A 22,014-nucleotide genomic window follows, 5' to 3' on the forward strand; every position below is an offset into this window, starting at 1 on the left:
CTCTTCCCCTGTGTCATGAAATGTCCGGGACGTCCCCACGTCCCTTACCGCATCACCACGCGCCCACCTGAAGGGCGTTCGCAAAGACGCTCCCCGCTCGCCGCGCGGTTGCGGGAAGCGGGGAGTGAAATCTTCGGATGCGGAGGTGGCTGGATTCAAGGGTTCCCAACCATTAATCCGGCCACATCGCGCACACTGATCCTACAAACTCGTGCGCCACTGGCCAGCGGATTTACGGTGGGGCAGGGGGAGTTGGGCCCGTGCTCAGGCCAGCTCGCGCGCCACCAGCTCGGCGATCTGCGCGGTATTGAGGGCCGCTCCCTTGCGCAAATTGTCCCCGCAGACGAAGAGTTCGAGCGCGGTCGGGTCGTCCAGCGCCCGCCGCAGCCGCCCCACCCACGTCGGGTCGGTGCCCACCACGTCGGCGGGCGTCGGGAACTCCCCGGCGGCCGGGTTGTCGAAGAGGACGACACCCGGGGCCGTGGCGAGGATCTCGCGCGCCCCGTCGACGGTGACCTCGCCCTGGAAGCGGGCGTGCACGGTGAGGGAGTGCGTGGTGACCACGGGGACGCGCACGCAGGTCACCGCGACCGGCAGCGCGGGCTGGCCGAGGATCTTGCGGGTCTCGTCCCGCACCTTCATCTCCTCCGAGGACCAGCCGTCCTCCCGCAGGGAACCGGCCCACGGTACGACGTTCAGCGCGACCGGCTCCGGGAACGGCCCGGTGTTGTCGCCCACGGCCCGCCGTACGTCACCGGGCTTGGTCCCCAGGTCCGTACCGGCCACGAGGGACAGCTGCTGGCGCAGGGTCTCCACCCCGGCCCGCCCGGCCCCGCTCACCGCCTGGTACGACGACACCACCAGCTCGCGCAGCCCGAACTCGGCGTGCAGCGCGCCCACGGCGACGATCATCGACAGGGTCGTGCAGTTCGGGTTGGCGATGATCCCGCGCGGGCGCCACCGCACCTTGTGCGGGTTGACCTCGGGGACCACCAGGGGCACCTCCGGGTCCATCCGGAAGGCGCCCGAGTTGTCGACGACGACCACGCCCTTGGCGGCGGCGATCGGCGCCCACTGGGCGGCGACCTCGTCGGGAACGTCGAACATCGCGACGTCGACCCCGTCGAAGGCCTCCTCCGTCAGGGCCACCACCTCGACCTGCTCCCCGCGCAGGGCCAGCTTGCGGCCGGCCGAGCGCGGAGAGGCGATCAGGCGGATCTCGCCCCAGATGTCCGCATGCTGGGACAGGATCTGGAGCATGACCGTGCCGACGGCCCCGGTCGCGCCGACCACGGCGAGCGTCGGACGCACGGTCGCTCCGGTGCTGGCCATCAGCGGCCGGTGCCTCCGTAGACGACGGCTTCGTCGCTGTCGGAGTCGAGGCCGAACGCCGTGTGCACGGCGCGGACGGCCTCGTTGACGTCGTCGGCGCGGGTGACCACCGAGATGCGGATCTCGGAGGTCGAGATCAGCTCGATGTTGACGCCCGCGTCGGACAGGGCGGTGAAGAAGTCGGCGGTGACGCCCGGGTTCGTCTTCATCCCGGCGCCCACCAGCGAGATCTTCCCGATCTGGTCGTCGTAGCGCAGCGACTCGAAGCCGATGCCGCCCTTGTTCTTCTCCAGGGCGTCGATGGCCTTGCGGCCCTCCGCCTTGGGGAGGGTGAAGGAGATGTCCGTGAGGCCCGTCGAGGCGGCCGACACGTTCTGCACGATCATGTCGATGTTGACCTGCGCGTCGGAGATCGTCCGGAAGATCACCGCGGCCTCGCCCGGCTTGTCGGGCACGCCGACGACCGTGATCTTGGCCTCGGAGGTGTCGTGCGCGACACCGGAGATGATGGCCTGCTCCACCTGCTGGTCCCCAATCGGCTCACTGCTGACCCAGGTGCCCTGAAGTCCACTGAAGCTGGACCGCACATGGATCGGGATGTTGTATCGGCGGGCGTACTCCACACAGCGGTGGAGCAGCACCTTGGAGCCGGAGGCGGCGAGCTCCAGCATGTCCTCGAAGACGATCCAGTCGATCTTCCGCGCCTTCGGCACCACGCGCGGGTCGGCGGTGAACACACCGTCGACGTCGGTGTAGATCTCGCACACCTCGGCGTCGAGCGCGGCGGCCAGCGCGACGGCGGTCGTGTCCGAGCCGCCCCGCCCCAGCGTGGTGATGTCCTTCTTGTCCTGGCTCACACCCTGGAACCCGGCGACGATGGCGATGTTGCCCTCGTCCAACGCCGTACGGATCCGACCGGGCGTGACGTCGATGATCCGCGCTTTGTTGTGGACCGAGTCGGTGATGACGCCTGCCTGGCTACCGGTGAACGACTGGGCTTCGTGCCCCAGGTTTTTGATCGCCATGGCCAGCAGCGCCATGGAGATCCGCTCCCCGGCGGTCAGCAGCATGTCGAACTCACGCCCGGCGGGCATCGGAGATACCTGCTCGGCGAGATCGATCAGCTCGTCCGTCGTGTCGCCCATCGCGGAAACGACGACGACCACTTGGTGGCCGTTCTTCTTCGCTTCGACGATTCGCTTGGCGACGCGCTTGATGCCCTCGGCATCGGCTACGGAGGAGCCTCCGTACTTCTGCACGACAAGGCCCACGTGCGCTCCTCGCTCAGTCCTGTGTGTCGGCTCAGTTTAACGAGCACCCGAAATCCGCTTCCGCGGTATCGCATGGTGAGATTCGGAAGCTTCGGACGCCCAGGTCAGCGCATGCCCACTTAAGGGGTGCGGGAAAAGTGCCAAGGGTCACAGGTAACGCCTGTGAATTAAGTTTCAAGCATTAAGGTGCGCCGTGTGCGCGTACTTCTGGTGGAAGACGATGAGCCGGTCGCCGAGTCCCTGCGACGCGGACTGATCCGCTACGGCTTCGAGGTCGACTGGGTCACCACGGGCGCCGCCGCCCTGGCCCACTCCGCCCCCTACGACGTCGTCCTGCTCGATCTCGGCCTGCCCGACACCGACGGCCTCGACGTCTGCAAGGCGCTGCGCGCCCGCGGCGACATCCCGATCATCGTGATCAGCGCGCGCAGCGACGAGACGGACCGGGTGGTCGGCCTGGAACTGGGCGCGGACGACTACGTGTCGAAACCGTTCGGGGTCCGCGAGGTCATCGCCCGCATAAGGGCGGTGATGCGCCGCGCCCAGCCGCGGGCGGTTCTGGATGCCTCCGGCCCCGACGCCTACGGCACCCGCCTCACCATCGACCGCAAGGCCGCCCGCGTCCGCCTCGACGGCGAGGAGGTCCCGCTCGCCCCCAAGGAGTACGACCTGCTGTCGTTCCTCACCGAGGAGCCCGGCGCGCTGATGTCACGCGAACAGATCATGGAAGCGGTCTGGGACGCGAACTGGTTCGGCCCGACGAAGACGCTCGACGTCCATGTGGCGGCGCTACGGCGGAAGTTGACGGGCGCGATCACGATCGAGGCGGTACGGGGCGTGGGCTTCCGCCTGGAGATCGTCTCCTCCGGCGACGGATCGCCGACGTCATGATCCGGCAGCTCATCGTCAGCTACGTCCTCCTCGTGGCCGTGGCGCTGACGGCCTTCACCGTGCCTGTGGCCTTCACGCTGACGGCCCAACTCCGCGGTGACACCGAGCAGTCGGTGGAACGCGAGGCGAAGACCATGGCCCTCCTGCTGAGCGGCGACGCGGCCTCGCGCGCCGCCCTGGACCGCATGGTGGTGGCGTACGCGCAGGAGACCCCCGGTACGGCCGAAGTCCTGCCCGCCTCCCGGGCGAAGACCGCGACGCACTGGGGCGACGGGGAGTTGGAGGTGACGGCACCAGCGAGGCGCGACGGCAGGACGGTCGGCGCCGTACGCATCACGTACCCCACCTCCGACCTGACCCACCGCCTGATTCAGATCTGGGGTTTCCGCGCGATCCTCGCGGTAGGGGTCCTGGCAGTGGCAGCCGGCCTGGGCGCGATCGTGGCCCGCCGCCTGACTCGCCCTCTCCGTCAACTCAACGACATGGCAAGCAAGTTCAGCGACGGCGACCTGACGGCCCGCTCCCCCGTGACGGGCCCGCACGAGACGCAGACGCTGGCCAGGACGTTGAACCAGGGCGCCGAACGCCTAGACACCCTGATCGCCTCGCAGCGCATCTTCGTGGCCGACGCCTCCCACCAACTTCGCACCCCGCTAACGGCGTTGAGGCTGTCTCTGGACAACATCGCGGACGGCGTGGACGACGAGTTCGTACGGGAGGACGTGGAACAGGCGACGGCGGAGGTGGTCCGGATGAGCCGCCTGGTCAACGGCCTGCTGGTACTGGCACGGGCAGAGGCGAAGGTGACGGCGGCGGAACCACTCCCCCTGCGGGAGATCGTCGCCGAACGCCTCTCGGTGTGGAGACCGGCCGCCGACGAGCGCGGAGTGGACATCGCGCTCAGGGGGAGTGTCGTCGACGGCCGGCCGCTTGTGCTGGCCAGTCCCGGTCATCTCGAACAGGTCCTGGACAACGTGCTGTCGAACGCCCTGGAGGTGTCACCGGACGGCGCGACGATCACCGTACGGTCGGAACTCCGGGGCGACGAGGTCGAGTTGACGGTGTCGGACGAGGGCCCCGGCATGTCCGACGCGGACAAGTCCCGCGCCTTCGACCGCTTCTGGCGCGGTCAGGGCCTCACCGGACGCACCGGTTCGGGCCTGGGCCTGGCCGTCGTACGGCAGTTGGTGACGGACGACGGCGGAACGGTGACCCTCAGGGACGCGCCCGGAGACGGACTGCTGGTCGCGATCACCCTTCGGGCATCACCGAGGAGTGGTGGTTGACGATCAGCCACTTGCCGCCGCGCTTCTCGTACTCGTAGGTGTAACGGGCCTCCACCACACGCTTCTTGCCGGTCTTCGGGTCGGTGAGCGTGATGTCGTAGGCGCCGGCGTCGATGGCCGAGTCGCTGTCGAGGACGTTGATGTACGTCTCGACCTTCTTCGCGACCGGCTTGTTCGGCAGGAAGTGCTCGAAGTAGTCGACGATCTCGGCACGGTCGGTGCGGATCTCGTTGGAGACGGTCGGCAGGAGCACGGCGTCCGGCGCGTACCGGTTCGCGACCTTCCTCGGGTCACCGGTCTGCAGGGCGGCGTTCCAGCCGTCGAAGAGGGCGGCTATCTGCTTCTTGCTGGGCTTGGCGTCGTGCTGGGGCCCGGCGGTCGCGGCGACGGTACCGAGGGTGCCGAGGGCGAGGACGGTGGTGACGGTAACGACTGCTGCACGCTTGCTCATGGACCGGCGGGTCATCTCAACTCCAGTGGTACTGGTGCCTTTTGGGATGACTCAAGACTCGCTTTCCGCTGGTTAGGGCCCGTGCAGCGGACGTACAGGGGTGAGGAAGGGCTGGGCCAATTAACGCGCTGCGACCGCCTGACCACGGTCCCGGACGAGGCTGACACCGGCTCCCAGCGACACGACACCCATGCCGACGGCGGTCATCACGCCCTGCGTTCCGTCGACCACGAAGGGTGCGATCGCGGCGACGGCCAGGTTGAACAGGAAGAGGAACCAGAGGACGGGCTTGGAGGAGAGGAGGTTCTTCATGGCGGATGTCCTTCGGAGCGGAGGGATTCGGATGTCGTTCGCTGACGAGTTCAACGATCCCGTTTCCGCAGGTCCGCAACGAGGGAGTGCGGTCCCGAAGTGAGGGTGTAGCGGGCTACACCCTGAGCGGGAATGATGTTGCTCCATGACGGGGGACATACTGCTGGCCGCGATCGTCCTGCTCGGCTCCTCCGTCCAGTGGCTCACGGGCATGGGCTTCGCCCTGGTCGCCGTCCCGGCCCTGGTCCTGCTCCTCGGCCCGTCCCAGGGGGTCGTCCTCGCCAACTGCGCCGCCGGCGCGATCAGCGTCGTGGGCCTGGCGGGCGGCTGGCGCCAGGTGCGGGGCCGCGCGATGGTCCCCCTGTGCGCGGCGGCGGTCTGCACGGTACCGGCGGGGGCTTGGCTGACCCGCCAACTCCCGCCGCCGGTGCTCCTGTTGGTGATGGGCGGCCTGGTGACGGTGGCGGTCCTGCTGGTGATGAAGGGCGCCCGGGTGCCGGCGCTTCGGGGCACTCGCGGTGCCGTCGCGGCGGGAGCGGCGGGCGGTTTCATGAACGCGGCGGCGGGGGTGGGCGGGCCCCCGATCTCCCTGTACGCGGTCAACGCGGGTTGGACGGTAAGGGAGTTCGTCCCCAACGCGCAGTTCTACGGTGTCGTCGTCAACGCGTTCTCGGTCGCGGCGAACGGGGTGCCCTCGCTGAGTGCGCCGCGCTGGGTAGCCGTCGTCGCCGCGATGGTGGTGGGCGGGGTGATCGGGCGGGGGCTCGCGGGGCGGATAGCTGAACCGCGGGCGCGGGTGCTGGTGTTGTCGTTGGCGTTGGCGGGTGGGGTGACGGCGGTGGGGAAGGGGGTGTGGGGGTTGTGATCAGTCGGCGAACTCCTTGAGGGGCTCGGTGTCGAGAGTGATGTTCACCGGGTCGGGGATCTCGACGGGAGCGCCGAACGGCGCGTTCACCTGTCGCCGGTAACGACCGTCCTCGGGATGAGTGAACACGGTGACCGTGCAGTCGTCCCGGTCGATGAGGACGTAGACCGGGATTCCGGCCGCCGCGTAGCCATCAGGCTTGTCGAGCCGGTCCCGTTGAGCGGCATCGGCGTCCCATGAAGTCACCTCTACGGCCATCAGGACTGTCCCCGTGTCCGACCATTCCCCGTGTCCCTTGAGGCCGCCCCGGGGAACGAGGGCGCCGTCCGCACGAGTGCGGCCCTTCCGACAGCGCTCCGTCTTGAGCCCGCGCTCCGCGTGCAGCGATAGGTCTGGGAGGTGTTGCATGCACTCCCTCTGTAGCCAGGCGACGATCTCACTGTGGTTGCCGTCCGGCGCGGGCTTGACCTGGACCTTCCCCTTGATGAACTCCAGCCACACGGTCTCGGGGGCATGGCGTTCCAGCTGCTCGAATTCCTCGACGGACATCTGGGGTTGCTGCCGCTTCCCTGCCGTCACGGATTCCACCGCCTCGGCGGGAGGCCGTTCGCGATGCGGTCGCGGTTGTCGCGGTAGTGGTAGTGGACGCGGTCCTCGATCGGCACGGGGCGGAACGTGTCGGGCACGGGCCCGCCCGTACGGCGTTCCAGTTTCTGCTTCAGGAAGCGGGCCGTCGTGGTTCCCAGGTAGGCGATGTCCTCGAACCCCTTCTTGATCTCCTCCTCGCTCAGCTCCGGCTCCGCGCGGCATTCCTCGCACACGCCGTTGATGATCTTCGCCGTCCGCTCGTCGGCGTCGCAGGTGGCGCAGGCCATGAGCACGCGGGTCACACGGGCGCGGAGGGGGCGGGTCTCGGCGGTGTCGTTCTTCTTCGGGGGCATCTTCGTCTCCAATCGGGTGCGGGCGAGTCCGCCCGGGTTCGTGACGGTGGGTGGCAGTCCGTCGGTCAGCGCGCGGGCCATGTCAGCCGGGGTGGAGCCTCGTGTCAGCCACTCGGCGGCGAGGGGTTCGAGGGCTCGGCACTCAGCTTCGGAGAGGGACATACGGGGGTCTGCGGCGCGGAGTTGGGCGAGTGCGCGGTACGCGGCGCTGGGCTCAGGGGTGGCGCCGGGCTCGGGGGTCGGGCTCGCCTCCGGGATCCCGCTGCTCCCGCTCCCGCTCCCGCTCGCCGGCTCGGGAGCCGGGTCCTCCGTCCTCGCCAGGCCCGGCTGGTAGTCATGCGTGACGTCCCTGCCGTGGCGCTCACGCGCGAACTCGGCCCACCACCGCGCCGACCTGGGCGTACGCGACCAGTACGTCCGCGTCACCCACCGCATCGAGTTGTCCTCGACGGTGATGTGTTCCTTGATCCAGCGCAGGTGGCCGGCCTCGGTGAGGCTCTTGAGAGACGTACGGCAGGCCTGCTGGCCGTAACGGGGGTGCTCGGCCGCGATCACCTTGTGGCCCATGGCGTGACCGTTGTCGAGGTGGTCGATGAAGACGGCGATCTCGGCGTCTCGCGGGAGCAGATGTGCGAAGTCCGGGTCGGCGTACGGTTCTTCGTCACCCGTGGCGCGTTTTCCGTAGCCCGTTTTGGCCATGGGGTGCGACGGGGACGGCAGGGCAGGGCTAGGCTGGGCGTAAGCCACGATCGAGTTTCCTTCGATTCGTAGGTCCAGGCCCCGGAGCCGGTGTTGGTAGCACCGACCGGGGCCGATCTATTTGCTTGTTTGCCGCGAACCTAGAGTGGCTTTGCCTTGCAGCGCAAGCCGATCATGGAATGTCACCCGTTCGGGTTAAACCCCCCTCAACTCACTTACAGGCTTGGTTGGTTGGGTTGTTTTTCAACCAGCCCAGAACCCAAGAAAAGAGCTCGAAGCCCGGGGCTCAAGCTCCGGGGTGAGCTGCGGAGACTCCGGAGAGGAACGCCGTCCAGGCGGGGGCGGGGAGGGCCAGTTCGGGACCCGTGGCGTTCTTGGAGTCGCGTATGTGGACGGTCAACTGGGGTGCGGGGAGGGCGACCTCGATGCAGTTGCCGCCCTCGTCGTCGCTGTAGCTCGACTTGAACCACTTCAGTTGGTCACTCATGGCTGATCCACCATCCGTTCGACGAAACGGGCCGACTCAGCGGGACTGAGAGCCTGCGCGCGGATCATGCTAAGCCGCTCGGTCACCCGGCTGACAACCTCCGGATCGGCCGACAGTTCGCTGGCGAACGGGCCCTCCGCATAGGCGAATCGCTCATGGTCGCGGGTCTCCAGCAGCACCATGGACCCCATGAGGGCCGAGGGGATGGCCCGTTCGAAGGGGAGCACCTGCATGGTGACGTTCCGCAGCCGGGACGCCTCCAGCAGACGGCGCAGCTGTTCGGTGTCCACCAGGGGACTGCGCAGCACCGCCTCGTAGAGGACAAAGCTCAGGGCCACCGGCGGCTTCGGCTCGGTGAGGATGGCCTGCCGCTCCACGCGCCCCTCGATCCGCTCCTCCACCGTCTCCTCGTCCAGGGGCGGGCAGCGGTTCTCGATCAGCGTGCGCGCGTACCCCGGCGTCTGCAACAGCCCCGGGACGACCGTGGTTTCGTACGACCAGTGGGTGATCGCCTCTTTCTCACGCTCCATGAAGTCCTGTGCCCGCGACGGGAACTTCTCCGTGTTCAGGTAGTCCTTCGCCGCACTCAGCATGCCGTCCGCGTTGCACAGCTCGTCAGCCGTGTCGAGCACGCGTGGCGTCGGCCTCCGTACGCCTTGCTCCATCGACTTGATGGTGTCCAGCGCGTAGTGGGAGGCGGCGGCCAGCTCCTCCCGGCTCACGTTGGCCTTGGTACGCCACCGCTTCAGCTGGTTCCCGCTGTACCGCCAGGCCGCAGGCGGCGGCAGGGAGTTGGCGTTGGACTGGCCCGACACAGCACCCACCTCCGACCGATACACCCCGGCGTGTATCACCTCAGTCACTACCGAGCGTAGCTTCGCAAACGCCACCGTGTGACCATGACCGAATCAATTCACCTGCCGGACTGGATCCCCGCGTCCGGCCACCAACTCCGCCTCACCGGCGTCCACTTCGACGCCGTACGCATCGAAGGCGTACGGGGAGAACGGGTCGCCGCGCGTCTCATCGAGGCCGCCGACGGGGATGCGGGGCCCGTCGTCTGCGAGGCCGCCGGGTTCCGGTGGATGTACTTTCTGCTGGCGCCCGGGGAAGTTCGCCGGCACAACTGGCCTTTGGGCGTGCAGCAGTTCGGGGGACGGGGCGCTCGTACCGTCACGTACATCGGGGTTCCGGCGCTGGACGGGAACACGTGGCCGTTGCGGTGGTACAGCGAGCCTACGGTTACGGCGCCTTTCGTGGCGGCGGGCCGGTTGCTCCCGATGCTTTGAGAGGGGCGGGGCGCGGGTCTCAACCATCAATCGGTTCAGACGAGTTCGCCCTACCGGACAGCGAGCAGTTCGTCCGGCCAGAAGCGGCTGGGGAGGATCATCGTTGCGCTGCGGTCCGGAAGGACGATCAAGGGGAGGAGTCCTCGGTCGAGTCTCCGGTTCGGTAGATGCCGCCGGCTGACGAGCACATCCGTGCAGTACAAGGGCGCGCTACCGGCCAGACTCCGCGGAACAGGCATACGCATCTCCCGGTCCAGCTCACTGGCCAGCATGTCGGAGAACGCCTGAAGCTCGGAATCATCCATCTGCTTGCCCTTGGTGGAGAACAACTCCCCCGCGATGTCCCGCAGTTCGTCGGGGCGGTCGTCGAAGACCTCCGGGTCCGCGCAGTAGAGCACGGCCGCCGGGAGACTGCCGCGCCCCGGCTTGAACAGACGGTTGTTGGCCTGCACGATCGACGCCCAGACGACGATGCCCCGCTCCAGAAGCAGGTCCTGCTGCTCGATCACGTCGATCAGAGCATCCTTGGACCTCAGCCACCAGGGACGACGGACGCGAAGGTACGTCTGTCTGTCCCGCGAGGAGAAAGAGCGTGGCGCGGCACCGAGGTTCTCTCGGCACTGCGCGATGAGTTCGGCGGGGGTTTGACGCATCCGGGGATCCTAGCTTCGGACCGAGCCCACCCCCGCCGGTCGACTACTTCACCGGCCTGATCCCCAGCGGCCCCGCGATCTCCTCCACCATCACCGCACCCGCCTCGAACTCCAGCGTCTCGTCACCCATGACGCTCACGTCCGTGTCCAGGCCGTCCAGTTCGGGGAGGGGCTGGTTCAGGCGGACGTGGGCGACCAGGGACTGGAGGGCGCGGAGGGTGGCCGAGGCGGTGGAGCCCCAGTTGGAGAAGTAGGAGAACTGCCACCACCACATGGCCTCCGTGGTGCGGCCGGCGCGGTAGTGGGCCATGCCGTGGCGGAGGTCGGTGATGACGTCGGCGAGGTCGTCGGAGATACGGGCCGGTACCGGGGCCTTGCGCGGCTCGTAGGGGTCGAAGACCTCCGAGTACACGTCGATCGGCTCCAGCATCACCGCGAAGCGCTCGCGGATCTCGTCCACGTCCGGCTCCGGGCCCAGGTCGGGCTCGTAGCGCTCGTCCGGGAGGATGTCCTCGTGCGCGCCCAAACGGCCGCCCGCCAGGAGGAGTTGGGACACCTCAAGGAGGAGGAAGGGGACCGCCGAGTCCGGGTCCTCGCCCTTCGCGACCTCGAACACGGCCACCAGGAAGCTCTCGACCTGGTCCGCGATCTGGACCGCGAAGTCGTCCGGGTCCGGTGCGGCGGCATGCAGCGTGGCGTCAGACATCTAGGAGTCGTCTCCCCTCGAAGGCGCGGCCGAGGGTCACCTCGTCCGCGTATTCCAGGTCGCCGCCCACCGGGAGGCCGCTGGCCAGGCGGGTGACCTTGAGGCCCATGGGCTTGATCATGCGGGCGAGGTACGTGGCCGTGGCCTCGCCTTCCAGATTCGGGTCCGTGGCAATGATCAGTTCCGTGACCGTACCGTCGGCCAACCGCGCGAGAAGTTCTCGTATACGCAGGTCGTCCGGTCCGACACCTTCGATCGGGCTGATCGCGCCGCCCAGGACGTGGTACTTGCCCCGGAACTCGCGGGTGCGTTCGACCGCCACGACGTCCTTCGGCTCCTCGACCACGCAGATCACCGTGAGGTCGCGGCGCGGGTCGCGGCAGATGCCGCACAACTCTTCCTGCGCGACATTGCCGCAGGTCGCGCAGAAGCGGACCTTCGCCTTGACCTCCATCAGGCACTGCGCGAGCCGACGGACGTCCGTCGGCTCCGCCTGCAGGATGTGGAAGGCGATCCGCTGCGCGCTCTTGGGACCGACGCCGGGGAGTCGCCCCAATTCGTCGATGAGGTCCTGGACCACGCCTTCGTACAACGGACTGCCTGCCCTTCCGTGGAGTCATGCGGTACGCGTGACACGTACGTACCGTAGTTGGCCGCGGCCTGTCTTAGAAAGGCAGACCCGGGATACCGCTGCCGCCGCCCAGTCCCTGCGCGAGCGGGCCGAGCTTCTGCTGCTGGAGGGTCTGCGCGTTCTCGTTGGCCGCCTGGACCGCCGCGACGATCAGATCGGCGAGGGTCTCGGTGTCCTCGGGGTCGACCGCCTTCGGGTCGATCTTCAGCGCGCGCAGCTCGCCGGAGCCGGTGACGGTGGCCTTGACCAGCCCACCGCCCGCCTGTCCGTCGACCTCGGTCCGCGCCAGCTCCTCCTGCGCGGCCGCCAGGTCCTGCTGCATCTTCTGGGCCTGCTGCAGCAGCTGCTGCATATTGGGCTGGCCACCACCGGGAATCACGATCAGCTCCTGGTTTCGTACGGCTGTACAGGCGCGGTTCCGCCCGCTCGGCACGAGCCTACGTGGTCCGGGCAGTCATCGCTTCGACACTCTTTCGAGTGAGTCTTCACCGTGTCCTATACCTGATCAAGACCCACTTCTGGGCGGAAAAGAGGTGAAACCAGATCCTTCGCCACCCATTGGGCGGTAGGAAGGGTCCGGCACATCAGCATCAGGTGTCACACGACGTAAGGGAGTGCCGGGTGGGTCAGCCGGAGATTCAGCCCGAAGGCGGCGATCTGGCCGGGCGGACGTTTCCGCTCGGGGACTGGGGCGAGCCGACGGCCCGGCTGGACGAGCTGTACCGGTGGGTCGAGCGCGGGGCGCTGGAGACGGCGGCCCGCTACCTCACGGACCGGGTGTGGAAGCGGCGGGGCGCGCGGGTGCTGCGCGCGGGCGCGGCGCTGGGCGCGCTGGCGGGGGCCGCGCTGCCCCTGCTGGACCTCACCGGGGTGGTGGACGGGCTGGCCGCCTGGGGTTATCCGGCGCTGCTGCTGGGGGCGGCGTGCGTGGCCGGGGACCGGTTCTTCGGGATGACGTCCGGCTGGATGCGGGACGTCGCTACGGCACAGGCCGTGCAGCGGCGTCTCCAGGTGCTCCAGTTCGACTGGGCGTCGGAAGGTGTCCGGGAGTTCCTGGGGCCCGCGGAGGGCACGGCGAGCGAGGCCGCGGACCGGTGCCTGGGGGTGCTGCGGCGCTTCTCGGAGGACGTGACGGAACTGGTCCGGGTGGAGACCGCCGACTGGATGGTGGAGTTCCGGACCGGGGCGGGGCCGCTGGGCATCCAGTCCGCGGTGGTGCCAGGGAGCCGGCAGGAGGGGACCGTCGTGCAGGGCAGGTTCCCGATGCCGCCGGGGCCGGGTGGGCCGGGTGGGCCGGGGGGCGGGGGCAGTCGTCCGAACATGCCCCGGCAGCGACCGCCGGAGCCCCGATGAGCCGATCCGCTCGCTGAGCTAGGCGCAGAGCTTCAGGCCCTCCGGCGTCCAGCACGGGATGTGGCCGTGGGTGCGGATCACGTCCTGGCCGTTGCCCCGCGCGAGGTAGGTCAGGAAGCTCGACGCGAGGGAGTCGGCCGGGGGCCGGCCGTAGGTGTAGGCGTATTCGATCTCGCGGTACGGGTAGGCGCTCGTCCCGTGTTCGATGGCGTCCGCGGAGGGCGGGTGGCCGTCCAGCCGGAGGGTGTGCAGGCCCTTGGCGCCGGACGCGAGGGTGAGTTCGCTGTAGCCGATCGCGCCGGGGAGTTCGGCGACCTGGGTCAACACCTGGTCCGTGGAGTCGAGTTCACAGCGGATGACCGGCGCCGTCGGATCGTCCTTGTGAACGCAGTCGACAGAGGAATTGGCGATCTCCCCGCGCTTCAGCACCCGGCGCTGGAACACCTGCCGCGTACCGGAGTTGGCGTCCCGGCTGACGAGGTGCACGGCGAGGTTCGGCCCGCCGAGCTGCCGCCAGTTCCTGATCTCGCCCCGGTACAGGCGTCGTACGTCCGCGGTGGACAGGTCGTCGAGGCGGACGCCGTCGTTGACGACGATCGCGAAGACCGACATCGCGACCCGGTTCTCGCGCAGTCGCGGCATGTCGCTCGGCTTGGGTCCGTCCGAGAGCGCTACGACGGCCGGGGAGCCCTTCGTCGACGCGAGCCCGGTGGCCTCCAACTCCCTTACGCCCGCCGTCGATCCGTGCGGGTCTACGACGACCTTCGCGCCCTCGCAGTCCCGTTCGTACTTCTTGGCGACCTCCTCGACGACCGGGGCGAAGGCGGTCGAACCGGTGACGGTGAGGGTGCCGTGGGCGCAGCCGATCGGGGGCGGGGTGTCGTCGCGGACCACGACGATCGCCGCCAGTGTCACCACGCACACCGTGAGCATGATGGTGATCAGCCGGGAGGCGCGGCTGAACAGGGGCGCCTTGTCGTCCGGGGTGGCGCTGCGGTTGGGGTGCACCTCGCCGTCGCGGATGCCGCCGATGAGCCGGATCGCGCAGCCGACATCGCCGCCGGACAGCAGCACCAGGAGCTTGAAGTGGTCGCGGGGGTTGAGCGGGACGCGCGGGATGCGCAGGGTGTTGGTGTCGTAGCCGAGGCCGGCCGCCGGGGTGAAGTGGTCCATCAGGTGGTCGGTGCCGACGGGCTGGGTGACCGAGACGCCGCGGATCGTGCGGTCGGTGAACACCGCGGTGAGGCCGTGGAGTTCGCGCCCGGTGTAGTCGTTGTCGGCGATGCTCTGCGAACCGTCGTTCTCGATGCGCAGCAGGACGAGGGTGGCGTCGGACATGCCGGGGGCCTCGTCGAAGAGGCCGAGGCGTCTGTTCGCCCGCCCCGAACGGACGTCGTCACCAATGGGGTTGTCCATCTGGACGCGGTAGCCGATCCTCTTGCGGCGCGGCACCCGGCGTTCGTACCAGACCATCACCCCGGACGCGACGATGCCGAGCACCGCCGTGCCCACGGCGACGACGTTCTCCGCGCTCAGCCACTCCACTGCGGGCCCCCGCTCCCCAGCCGGATCGTGGGGTCACGGTACGAGCGGCACCGGACAACACGCAGGGGGTTCTGAACGAAGTTCGCGTGACGTTCAACCGGCCCGGATGTGAAGGGAGTTCAGCCCACCGCCAGGCCGAGGTTCAGCCCGCCTTGGTGTACGTCAGCTTCTCCCCGTTGCTGGTGCTCACGCGCTCCAGCGTGGTGGCCGACAGCAGGGTGATCTCGGTGGCGGAACCCGGGTTGCACGACGACAGCGGCTTCCCGGAGGTGACGGTGGACGCCCCGATCGCCAACGGGCTCTCCCCGCCCGGCTCTTGGGCCAGGTCGGCGGTGAACTCGCAGTGGTAGCCGGGTCCGTCCGCGACGAGGGTGAGCACCGGCGACCCCACCTTCCCCTGCCGGATGGTGAGTTGGCGGGTGTTGTGGCCCGTGGCGTTGTCGATGGACGCGTTCCAGGTGCCGAGGTAGCCGCTGGGTACGGCACCGTCGCCGGCAGGTGTGGCGGACGGCGACGGTTTCCCGGTGGTCGCGGTCGGCCCCGGAGTCGTGGGCGCGGCACTGGTGGCCTGACCGCCCGAACCGGCCTTCGTACGACCGCCGTTGCCCCCGTCCTTCATCAACGCGTACACCGAACCGCCGGCCCCCAGCGCGACGACCAGCGCGACCACGACGAGCAGCGCGGTGGACCGCCCGTTCCTGCGCGGCGGCTGGGGTTCCCCGTACGCCGGGGCCATCCCGACCGGCCCCGGGCCGTAGGGCGGGGTGACTCCGACGCCGCTGTTGTGCGGGTAGGGGTTGTACGGCACCTGCCCGCCCCAGCCGAGGAGTTGGCGGGCGGGGGGCTGGGGGTAGTCGGGGGCGGCGGACGGCTGGGGGTGCTGCTGCGGGTAGCCGTAGGCCGGGTGCGGGGGCTGTGGGGGCGGCGTCCTGGTGGCCCCGGCCGGGTCCGCGACCACCGTCGGAAGGTGGGTGTCCGGCGCCGGTGCGGGCGGTGTCGGAGAGGAGTCGTCGGAGACGGGGGCGTGCTCGGGCGAGGCTCCGGAAGCGGCGGCGGGCGCTTTACGGAAGAGGTCCGGCTTCTCCACGGCGACGGGGGCGGAAGCGGGAGTGGGAGTGGGCATGGGAGTAGGCGCAGGAGCGGAAGCGGGGACGGGAGGAACCGCGGCGGAAACAGGCGCGGCGCTCTGAACCGCCTCCGGGTCACCGCTGTCCCCCCTCTCCGGGGCCGGATCCGCTCGCTCCACGTCCACCCGTTCCAGCTCCGTCGTCTCCGGGTCCTCCGTGTCCAGCAACTGCACCGCGTGGCGGCCGAGTTGGGCCACCAGCGGGCCCGGCAGCCACGGGTCCCGGGACCGGCCGCCGGAGACGGTGTCCTCGGCGCCCGTGCGGTCGAGGATGCGGTTGAGGGTGGGGCGGGTGGCCGGGTCCTTGCGGAGGCAGTCGCGGACCAGGTCGGCGATGCCCTCGGGGACGCCCGACAGGTCCGGCTCCTCCTGGGCGATGCGGAACATCAGGGCGTGGACACCGCTGTTGGCGGCGCCGAAGGGGAGCGTGCCGGTCGCCGCGTAGGCGAGGACGGAGCCGAGGCAGAAGACGTCGCACGCCGGGGTGATGCGGTCGCCCCGTACCTGTTCCGGCGCCATGAAACCGGGCGAGCCGACCAGCGAACCGGTGCGGGTGAGCCCGTCCCCGGCCAGCGTCTCCAGGGCCCGCGCTATGCCGAAGTCGATGACGCGGGGGCCGTCGATGGTCACCAGCACGTTGGACGGCTTGAGGTCGCGGTGGACGATGCCGGCGGCGTGGATGTCCTGCAGCGCGTGCGCGAGACCGGCCGCGAGGATCCGTACCGAACGCTCGGGCAGTGCGCCGTGATCACGCCCGACGACCTGTTGCAGGCTCGGCCCGGCGACGTACCCGGTGGCCACCCACGGCACCTCGGCCTCGGTGTCCGCGTCCAGCACGGGCGCCGTCCAGTGGCCGCCGACCCGCCGCGCGGCCCGCACCTCCTGCCGGAACCGCGCCCGGAACTCCTCCTGCGCGGCGAGGTCCTCCCGCACCAGCTTCACGGCGACCGTGCGTCCCCGGTCCGACCGGGCCAGATACACGTGCCCCATGCCACCGGCCCCCAGCCGGGCCAGCAGCCGGTACGCCCCGATCCGCTGCGGATCGCCCGCCCCCAGTTTCTCCACGACCGCGCCGCCTCCCCTGAATTCCCCGGTCACGCCCCGGTCGCGCGTCTGTGCCCTGTGCTCCGCGACAAACCGAGAATAGTGCGGGGACAGGACGCGATGGCCGGAGCGGTGTCTACGGTTCCGTAACGGGAGTCCGCCCCGAGCCCCCGCACCGCCCCCCTCTACAGGCTGGGGTCATTTCTAACCGGTCACGCACATAGACAACGGTTAGATTTACCCCCGACTTCCAGCGCCCCCCTCACCGACCGCCCGCCTCCACCCCCGACAACCTGTCGCGGAAACCCCCCGACCACAGACAGGACGCCGATTCCGTTTCCGCATCGCGGACATTTACGCTCGGCCGCATGACCCCTCAGCCCAACCCCCAGGCCGGCGCCGCCGTGAAGGCCGCGGACCGTGCGCACGTGTTCCACTCCTGGTCCGCGCAGGAGCTCATCGACCCGCTCGCCGTGGCCGGCGCGGAGGGGTCGTACTTCTGGGACTACGACGGGAAGCGCTACCTGGACTTCACCAGCGGGCTCGTCTACACGAACATCGGCTACCAGCACCCGAAGGTCGTCGCCGCGATCCAGGAGCAGGCCGCGACGATGACCACCTTCGCGCCCGCGTTCGCGATCGAGGCCCGCTCGGAGGCGGCCCGGCTGATCGCCGAGCGCACGCCCGGGGACCTGGACAAGATCTTCTTCACTAACGGCGGCGCGGACGCCGTCGAGCACGCGACGCGCATGGCCCGGCTGCACACCGGCCGCCCCAAGGTGCTCTCCGCCTACCGCTCGTACCACGGCGGTACGCAGCAGGCGATCAACCTCACCGGGGATCCCCGCCGTTGGGCCAGCGACAGCGCCTCGGCCGGGGTCGTGCACTTCTGGGCGCCCTTCCTGTACCGGTCCCGTTTCTACGCCGAGACCGAGGCGCAGGAGTGCGAGCGCGCGCTGGAGCACCTGGAGACGACGATCGCCTTCGAGGGTCCGGCGACCGTCGCCGCGATCGTCCTGGAGACCGTTCCGGGGACCGCCGGGATCATGGTGCCGCCGCCCGGTTATCTCGCCGGGGTCCGGGAGATCTGCGACAAGTACGGGATCGTCTTCATCCTGGACGAGGTGATGGCCGGGTTCGGGCGGACCGGTGAGTGGTTCGCGGCCGATCTGTTCGACGTCGTACCGGACCTGATGACCTTCGCGAAGGGCGTGAACTCCGGCTATGTGCCGCTCGGCGGTGTCGCCATCTCCGGCGCGATCGCGGACACCTTCGGCAAGCGCCCCTACCCGGGCGGACTGACGTACTCCGGGCACCCGCTGGCCTGTGCCGCGGCCGTCGCGACGATCAACGTCATGGCCGAGGAGGGGGTCGTAGAGAATGCGAAGCACCTCGGTACGACGGTCGTCGAGCCCGCGCTGCGGGCGCTGGCCGAGCGGCACCCGAGCATCGGCGAGGTGCGGGGCGTCGGGATGTTCTGGGCGCTGGAGCTGGTGAAGGACCGGGAGACGCGCGAGCCGCTGGTGCCGTACAACGCGGCCGGTGAGGCGAACGCGGCGATGGCCGCCTTCGGGGGCGCCGCCAAGCAGCAGGGGCTGTGGCCGTTCGTCAACATGAACCGCACCCACGTCGTCCCGCCGCTCAATGTGAGCGAGGCCGAGCTGAAGGAGGGCCTCGCGGCGCTGGACGCGGCGCTCTCCGTCGCGGACGAATTCACCGCGTAATACGCCGAGAGATTCATGGAGGAATACACCTCTTAACGCCCGGAATGGGCGGGTCCGTTCGCCTGGTGCCCGCATTCGGGCAGGGCGGGAACCCGAACGCGTAAGGTGGCGTGCTCGTAGACATATACGAGTACGCCATCGAACGCGATGAGGGAGACGCTCCGACGATGCCCGGAGGAAGCAGCGGCAGCGGCGCCGTGACCCGCAGCACCCTGCGGCAGCAGATCGCCGACGCGTTGCGCGACGAGGTCCTGGCGGGCCGGCTCCAGCCCGGTCAGGAGTTCACGGTGAAGGAGATCGCCGAGCAGTACGGCGTCTCCGCGACTCCGGTCCGGGAAGCTCTCGTCGATCTCTCCGCGCAGGGACTCCTGGAAGCCGACCAGCACCGCGGCTTCCGCGTCCACGAGTACTCGGTGGCCGACCACCGCGGGATGATCGAGGCCCGCGCCCTGGTCACCGAGGGCATGTTCCTGGCCCTGATCGAGGGCCACCCCGTCTTCGACCGCACCGACGACCCCCGTACGGTCGCCGCGCTCGCCGGTGTCCGCCGCCGCGGCGAGGAGGCGGAGCGCGCCGCCGACGCCGGTGACCTCACCGTGCTGATCGGCTACGACCTGCGCTACTGGCGCGAGTTGAGCGCCATGTTCGGCAACCCCTACCTCGGCGACTTCCTGCACCGGCTGCGCGTCCAGTCCTGGGTCTGCACGGTGCAGCACCTGCGCCGGCTGAGCGATCTGCGCGGCCGGCTGTGGTCCGAACACACCGAACTGGTCGATGCCCTGGCGCGCCGCGACACCCCGGCCGCGCGCGCGATCGTCCTGGCGTACAACACGCACTCCCTCGACCTCATCGAGCGGCTGGCCGCCCGGTGACCGGACCGGAAAGGGCCGCTCCGGCCGTGGACAGTGCCTCCGTGGACCCCACCAGTTCCACCGTGGAGCCCACCAGTTCCTCCGTGGACCCCGGCGTCGTCGTGGACCTCAGTGTCGTCGTGCCCGCCTACAACGAGGAGCGGCGGCTCGGGCCCACGCTCGACGCGATCACCACATACCTGGGCGACAACGAGGGCCGCTTCGGCCACTGGGAGATCATCGTCGCCGACGACGGCTCCGACGACGGGACCCGCGAGGTCGTCACCTCCCGCGCCGACCCGCGGGTACAGCTGGTCACCAGCCCCCGCAACCGCGGCAAGGGCCACGCCCTGCGCCTCGGCGTCGCCGCCACGCGCGGGCACCGGGTGCTGGTCACCGACGCCGATCTGGCCGCGCCCATCGAGGAGCTGGAGAAACTCGACAAGGAGCTGGGCGAGGGCCACGCGGCCGCGATCGGCTCCCGCGCGGCGCCGGGCGCGACGATAGAGAGCCACCAGCACCCGATACGCGAACTCCTGGGCCGCGCGGGCAACTTCCTCATACGCCAGGCCGCGGTGCCCGGCATACGCGACACCCAGTGCGGCTTCAAGCTCTTCGAGGGCGACCGCGCCCGCGAGGCCTTCGCCGCCTCCCGGATCAACGGCTGGGGCATCGACGTGGAGGTCCTCCAGCACTTCCGCCGCGCCGACTGGGAGGTCGCCGAGGTCCCGGTGCGCTGGTCCCACCAGTCCGGCTCGAAGGTGCGCCCCCTCGACTACGCCAAGGTCCTCACCGAACTCGGCCGCCTCCGCGCCCGCTCCCTGCGCCCCGTCGACGTCCTGGTCACCGTCCTCTTCCTCCTCATGTCGGTCGGCCTCTACTCGGGCCGCCTCTTCGACCCGGACCACCGCTACCTGGTCGACTCGCTCCAGGACCAGAACCAGTGGGAGTGGTTCTTCGCGGTCACGGCCGACAACGTGGCCCACCTCCACAACCCGTTCTTCTCGAACCTCCAGGGCTTCCCCGACGGCGTGAACCTCATGGCCAACACGGTCATGCTGGGCCTGTCGGTGCCCTTCGCGCCGCTCACCCTGCTGGCCGGCCCCGCGGTCTCGCTCAGCGTCTGCATGGCGCTCGGCCTCGCGGCCACGGCCGCCGCCTGGTACTGGCTGATCGTGAAGCGCGTCGTACGGCAACGGGCCGCGGCCTTCGTCGGCGCCTCGCTCGCGGCCTTCGCCCCGCCGATGGTCAGCCACGCCAACGCGCACCCGAACTTCGTCATCCTCTCCATGATCCCGCTGATCATCGACCGCGCCCTGCGCCTGTGCACAGGCACCCGGGTCGTCCGCGACGGCGTCGTCCTCGGCCTGATGGCGGCCTACCAGATCTTCCTCGGCGAGGAGCCGCTCCTCCTCGCGTCGATCGGCATGGTCCTGTTCGCCGCGTCCTACGGAGTCCTCAACAGGGACGTCGTCCGGGCGTCCTGGCGGCCCCTGCTGAAGGGCCTGGGCATCGCGGCCGGGATCTGCGCACCGATCATCCTGATCCCTCTCTATTACCAGTTCATGGGCCCGCAGAGCTACAAGAGCGTCCTGCACGGGGACAACGCCGGCAACAGCCCCCTCGCCCTGCTCTCCTTCGCCGAACGCTCCCTGATCGCGGGCAACGAGGTCCGGGCCAACGCCCTCTCCCTCAACCCCACCGAGCAGAACGCCTTCTACGGCTGGCCGCTCGTCGCCCTCGCCTTCGCCATCGTCGTACGACTGTGGGAGCACGCCCTCGTCAAGGCGCTGGCGTTCACGGCGATCGCGGCGGCGATCCTGTCGATGGGCCCCAAGATCCGCATCCCGCTCACGGACACGGTCTACTCGGGCCCGTGGGCCCTGCTCGCCCACAAGCCGCTCTTCGAGTCGGTGATCGAGGGCCGGGTGGCGATGATCTGCGCACCGGCGCTGGGCATGCTGCTGGCGATCGCGGTGGAGAAGCTGGCGGCGACGCGCCGGCTCGGCACGCAGTACATCGGCCTCCTGGCCGTGTGCATGGCCGTGATCCCGATCATCCCCGCGCCCCTGAAGGCAGTTGACCGTTCCGCAGTGCCGGCCTTCTTCACGGACGGCACCTACAAGTCGTACGTCCGCGCCGGCGAATCCATCGTCCCGGTCCCGCTCGCCGACCCGGGCTCGGCGGAACCCCTGCACTGGCAGACGGCGTCCGGCCTCGGCTTCAAGATGCCGGGCGGCTACTTCAACGGCCCCTACGGCGACGACCGCATCGGCATCTACGGCGCCTCACCCCGCTACACCTCCAACATGCTGCGGGACGTGCGCTACACCGGCGTCATCCCCACCATCGGCAGGAACTGGCAGGCGCAGGCCAAGGTCGACTTCGCGTACTGGCACGCGGGCGCGCTGGTGATCGCGCCGCAGCCCAACGACGACAAGCTCCGCACCGCTGTGGAAAAGCTGGTCGGCAAACCCGGTAAGTGGGTGGACGGCGTGTGGGTATGGGACCTGCACGAGGGGAGCTGACCCGGGCCGCACCGACTACTCTTCCCCCT

22 protein-coding genes are annotated in these 22,014 nt (G+C 69.6%); 8 read left to right on the forward strand and 14 right to left on the reverse strand.

Annotation, left to right across the window (positions count from 1 at the left end):
• Positions 1-264 precede the first annotated feature (264 nt).
• On the reverse strand, positions 265-1,332 hold the full coding sequence (locus tag OG407_RS24450; RefSeq protein ID WP_405861173.1) for an aspartate-semialdehyde dehydrogenase: 1,068 nt from the start codon (positions 1,330-1,332) through the stop codon (positions 265-267).
• Complete coding sequence (locus OG407_RS24455; RefSeq protein WP_403596009.1) at positions 1,332-2,603, reverse strand: aspartate kinase; 1,272 nt, start codon at positions 2,601-2,603, stop codon at positions 1,332-1,334. The genes OG407_RS24450 and OG407_RS24455 overlap by 1 nt, the downstream gene beginning before the upstream one ends.
• Positions 2,604-2,798: 195 nt before the next feature.
• Here OG407_RS24455 and OG407_RS24460 point away from each other — a divergent pair, with 195 nt between their 5' ends.
• Positions 2,799-3,494, forward strand: a complete 696-nt coding sequence (locus tag OG407_RS24460) for a response regulator transcription factor (protein WP_405861176.1) — start codon at positions 2,799-2,801, stop codon at positions 3,492-3,494.
• Positions 3,491-4,780, forward strand: coding sequence for an ATP-binding protein (locus OG407_RS24465; protein WP_405861178.1), 1,290 nt, complete (start codon positions 3,491-3,493; stop codon positions 4,778-4,780). The genes OG407_RS24460 and OG407_RS24465 overlap by 4 nt, the downstream gene beginning before the upstream one ends.
• Here the strand turns inward: OG407_RS24465 and OG407_RS24470 are convergent.
• Together OG407_RS24470 and OG407_RS24475 are read right to left on the reverse strand one after the other, a co-directional pair.
• Positions 4,746-5,246: an SgcJ/EcaC family oxidoreductase gene (locus OG407_RS24470; RefSeq protein WP_405861180.1), complete on the reverse strand. Its 501-nt coding sequence runs from the start codon at positions 5,244-5,246 to the stop codon at positions 4,746-4,748. The genes OG407_RS24465 and OG407_RS24470 overlap by 35 nt on opposite strands.
• A 105-nt stretch (positions 5,247-5,351) precedes the next feature.
• Positions 5,352-5,543 carry a hypothetical protein gene (locus tag OG407_RS24475; RefSeq protein WP_405861182.1) on the reverse strand — a complete coding sequence of 64 codons (192 nt, stop codon included), beginning with the start codon at positions 5,541-5,543 and terminating at the stop codon, positions 5,352-5,354.
• A gap of 145 nt (positions 5,544-5,688) precedes the next feature.
• Between OG407_RS24475 and OG407_RS24480 the strand changes: the two genes are divergently transcribed.
• Complete coding sequence (locus OG407_RS24480; RefSeq protein ID WP_405861184.1) at positions 5,689-6,408, forward strand: TSUP family transporter; 720 nt, start codon at positions 5,689-5,691, stop codon at positions 6,406-6,408.
• On the opposite strand, the gene OG407_RS24485 is transcribed toward OG407_RS24480, so the two are convergent.
• The 4 genes from OG407_RS24485 to OG407_RS24500 all read right to left on the reverse strand — a co-directional run bounded on the left by OG407_RS24485 (position 6,409) and on the right by OG407_RS24500 (position 9,350).
• Positions 6,409-6,957: a Uma2 family endonuclease gene (locus OG407_RS24485; protein WP_405861186.1), complete on the reverse strand. Its 549-nt coding sequence runs from the start codon at positions 6,955-6,957 to the stop codon at positions 6,409-6,411.
• A gap of 26 nt (positions 6,958-6,983) precedes the next feature.
• A complete protein-coding gene (locus OG407_RS24490; RefSeq protein ID WP_405868566.1) occupies positions 6,984-8,048 on the reverse strand; it encodes a hypothetical protein in 1,065 nt (354 codons plus the stop codon).
• 286 nt (positions 8,049-8,334) lie between these two features.
• Positions 8,335-8,535 (reverse strand): DUF397 domain-containing protein, encoded by a 201-nt coding sequence (locus tag OG407_RS24495; protein WP_405861188.1) that lies wholly within the window; start codon positions 8,533-8,535, stop codon positions 8,335-8,337.
• Positions 8,532-9,350, reverse strand: coding sequence for a helix-turn-helix domain-containing protein (locus OG407_RS24500; RefSeq protein ID WP_405861190.1), 819 nt, complete (start codon positions 9,348-9,350; stop codon positions 8,532-8,534). Before OG407_RS24500 ends, OG407_RS24495 begins: the two co-directional genes overlap by 4 nt.
• Before the next feature lie 78 nt (positions 9,351-9,428).
• Here OG407_RS24500 and OG407_RS24505 point away from each other — a divergent pair, with 78 nt between their 5' ends.
• Positions 9,429-9,824 (forward strand): hypothetical protein, encoded by a 396-nt coding sequence (locus tag OG407_RS24505; RefSeq protein ID WP_405861192.1) that lies wholly within the window; start codon positions 9,429-9,431, stop codon positions 9,822-9,824.
• A 50-nt stretch (positions 9,825-9,874) separates the two neighbouring features.
• On the opposite strand, the gene OG407_RS24510 is transcribed toward OG407_RS24505, so the two are convergent.
• The 4 genes from OG407_RS24510 to OG407_RS24525 form a co-directional block, all read right to left on the reverse strand.
• Positions 9,875-10,477 (reverse strand): hypothetical protein, encoded by a 603-nt coding sequence (locus OG407_RS24510; protein ID WP_405861194.1) that lies wholly within the window; start codon positions 10,475-10,477, stop codon positions 9,875-9,877.
• A gap of 43 nt (positions 10,478-10,520) precedes the next feature.
• Complete coding sequence (locus tag OG407_RS24515) at positions 10,521-11,183, reverse strand: DUF5063 domain-containing protein (protein WP_405861196.1); 663 nt, start codon at positions 11,181-11,183, stop codon at positions 10,521-10,523.
• Complete coding sequence (recR, locus tag OG407_RS24520; RefSeq protein ID WP_327402451.1) at positions 11,176-11,775, reverse strand: recombination mediator RecR; 600 nt, start codon at positions 11,773-11,775, stop codon at positions 11,176-11,178. Before recR ends, OG407_RS24515 begins: the two co-directional genes overlap by 8 nt.
• 73 nt (positions 11,776-11,848) lie before the next feature.
• Complete coding sequence (locus tag OG407_RS24525; RefSeq protein WP_266860004.1) at positions 11,849-12,193, reverse strand: YbaB/EbfC family nucleoid-associated protein; 345 nt, start codon at positions 12,191-12,193, stop codon at positions 11,849-11,851.
• 242 nt (positions 12,194-12,435) lie between these two features.
• Between OG407_RS24525 and OG407_RS24530 the strand changes: the two genes are divergently transcribed.
• Positions 12,436-13,167: an SLATT domain-containing protein gene (locus OG407_RS24530; RefSeq protein WP_405861199.1), complete on the forward strand. Its 732-nt coding sequence runs from the start codon at positions 12,436-12,438 to the stop codon at positions 13,165-13,167.
• Between the two features lie 18 nt (positions 13,168-13,185).
• Here the strand turns inward: OG407_RS24530 and OG407_RS24535 are convergent, their stop codons facing one another.
• Together OG407_RS24535 and OG407_RS24540 are read right to left on the reverse strand one after the other, a co-directional pair.
• Complete coding sequence (locus OG407_RS24535; protein ID WP_405861201.1) at positions 13,186-14,712, reverse strand: substrate-binding domain-containing protein; 1,527 nt, start codon at positions 14,710-14,712, stop codon at positions 13,186-13,188.
• Positions 14,713-14,854: 142 nt separating this feature from the next.
• Complete coding sequence (locus tag OG407_RS24540; RefSeq protein ID WP_405861203.1) at positions 14,855-16,903, reverse strand: serine/threonine-protein kinase; 2,049 nt, start codon at positions 16,901-16,903, stop codon at positions 14,855-14,857.
• Between the two features lie 347 nt (positions 16,904-17,250).
• On the opposite strand from OG407_RS24540, the gene OG407_RS24545 reads away from it, so the two are divergent.
• The 3 genes from OG407_RS24545 to OG407_RS24555 all read left to right on the forward strand — a co-directional run bounded on the left by OG407_RS24545 (position 17,251) and on the right by OG407_RS24555 (position 21,985).
• On the forward strand, positions 17,251-18,606 hold the full coding sequence (locus OG407_RS24545; protein ID WP_405861205.1) for an aspartate aminotransferase family protein: 1,356 nt from the start codon (positions 17,251-17,253) through the stop codon (positions 18,604-18,606).
• A 167-nt stretch (positions 18,607-18,773) separates the two neighbouring features.
• The gene (locus OG407_RS24550) at positions 18,774-19,478 is read left to right on the forward strand and encodes a GntR family transcriptional regulator (RefSeq protein ID WP_405868568.1); all 705 of its coding nucleotides are present in this window, start codon (positions 18,774-18,776) and stop codon (positions 19,476-19,478) included.
• A 41-nt stretch (positions 19,479-19,519) separates the two neighbouring features.
• Positions 19,520-21,985 carry a dolichyl-phosphate beta-glucosyltransferase gene (locus OG407_RS24555; RefSeq protein WP_405861207.1) on the forward strand — a complete coding sequence of 822 codons (2,466 nt, stop codon included), beginning with the start codon at positions 19,520-19,522 and terminating at the stop codon, positions 21,983-21,985.
• Positions 21,986-22,014 lie beyond the last annotated feature (29 nt).

Origin of the sequence: Streptomyces sp. NBC_01515 (assembly GCF_045040345.1) — a bacterium.
Taxonomy (GTDB): domain Bacteria; phylum Actinomycetota; class Actinomycetes; order Streptomycetales; family Streptomycetaceae; genus Streptomyces.

Bases quoted from the DNA above. Each gene is read 5' to 3' on its own strand.
- OG407_RS24490 (WP_405868566.1), bottom strand. From the start codon at position 8,048: ATGGCCAAAACGGGCTACGGAAAACGCGCCACGGGTGACGAAGAACCG.
- OG407_RS24470 (WP_405861180.1), bottom strand. From the start codon at position 5,246: ATGACCCGCCGGTCCATGAGCAAGCGTGCAGCAGTCGTTACCGTCACC.
- OG407_RS24475 (WP_405861182.1), bottom strand. From the start codon at position 5,543: ATGAAGAACCTCCTCTCCTCCAAGCCCGTCCTCTGGTTCCTCTTCCTG.
- OG407_RS24465 (WP_405861178.1), top strand. From the start codon at position 3,491: ATGATCCGGCAGCTCATCGTCAGCTACGTCCTCCTCGTGGCCGTGGCG.
- OG407_RS24545 (WP_405861205.1), top strand. From the start codon at position 17,251: ATGACCCCTCAGCCCAACCCCCAGGCCGGCGCCGCCGTGAAGGCCGCG.
- OG407_RS24450 (WP_405861173.1), bottom strand. From the start codon at position 1,332: ATGGCCAGCACCGGAGCGACCGTGCGTCCGACGCTCGCCGTGGTCGGC.
- OG407_RS24480 (WP_405861184.1), top strand. From the start codon at position 5,689: ATGACGGGGGACATACTGCTGGCCGCGATCGTCCTGCTCGGCTCCTCC.
- OG407_RS24485 (WP_405861186.1), bottom strand. From the start codon at position 6,957: ATGTCCGTCGAGGAATTCGAGCAGCTGGAACGCCATGCCCCCGAGACC.
- OG407_RS24510 (WP_405861194.1), bottom strand. From the start codon at position 10,477: ATGCGTCAAACCCCCGCCGAACTCATCGCGCAGTGCCGAGAGAACCTC.
- OG407_RS24495 (WP_405861188.1), bottom strand. From the start codon at position 8,535: ATGAGTGACCAACTGAAGTGGTTCAAGTCGAGCTACAGCGACGACGAG.
- OG407_RS24515 (WP_405861196.1), bottom strand. From the start codon at position 11,183: ATGTCTGACGCCACGCTGCATGCCGCCGCACCGGACCCGGACGACTTC.
- OG407_RS24550 (WP_405868568.1), top strand. From the start codon at position 18,774: ATGCCCGGAGGAAGCAGCGGCAGCGGCGCCGTGACCCGCAGCACCCTG.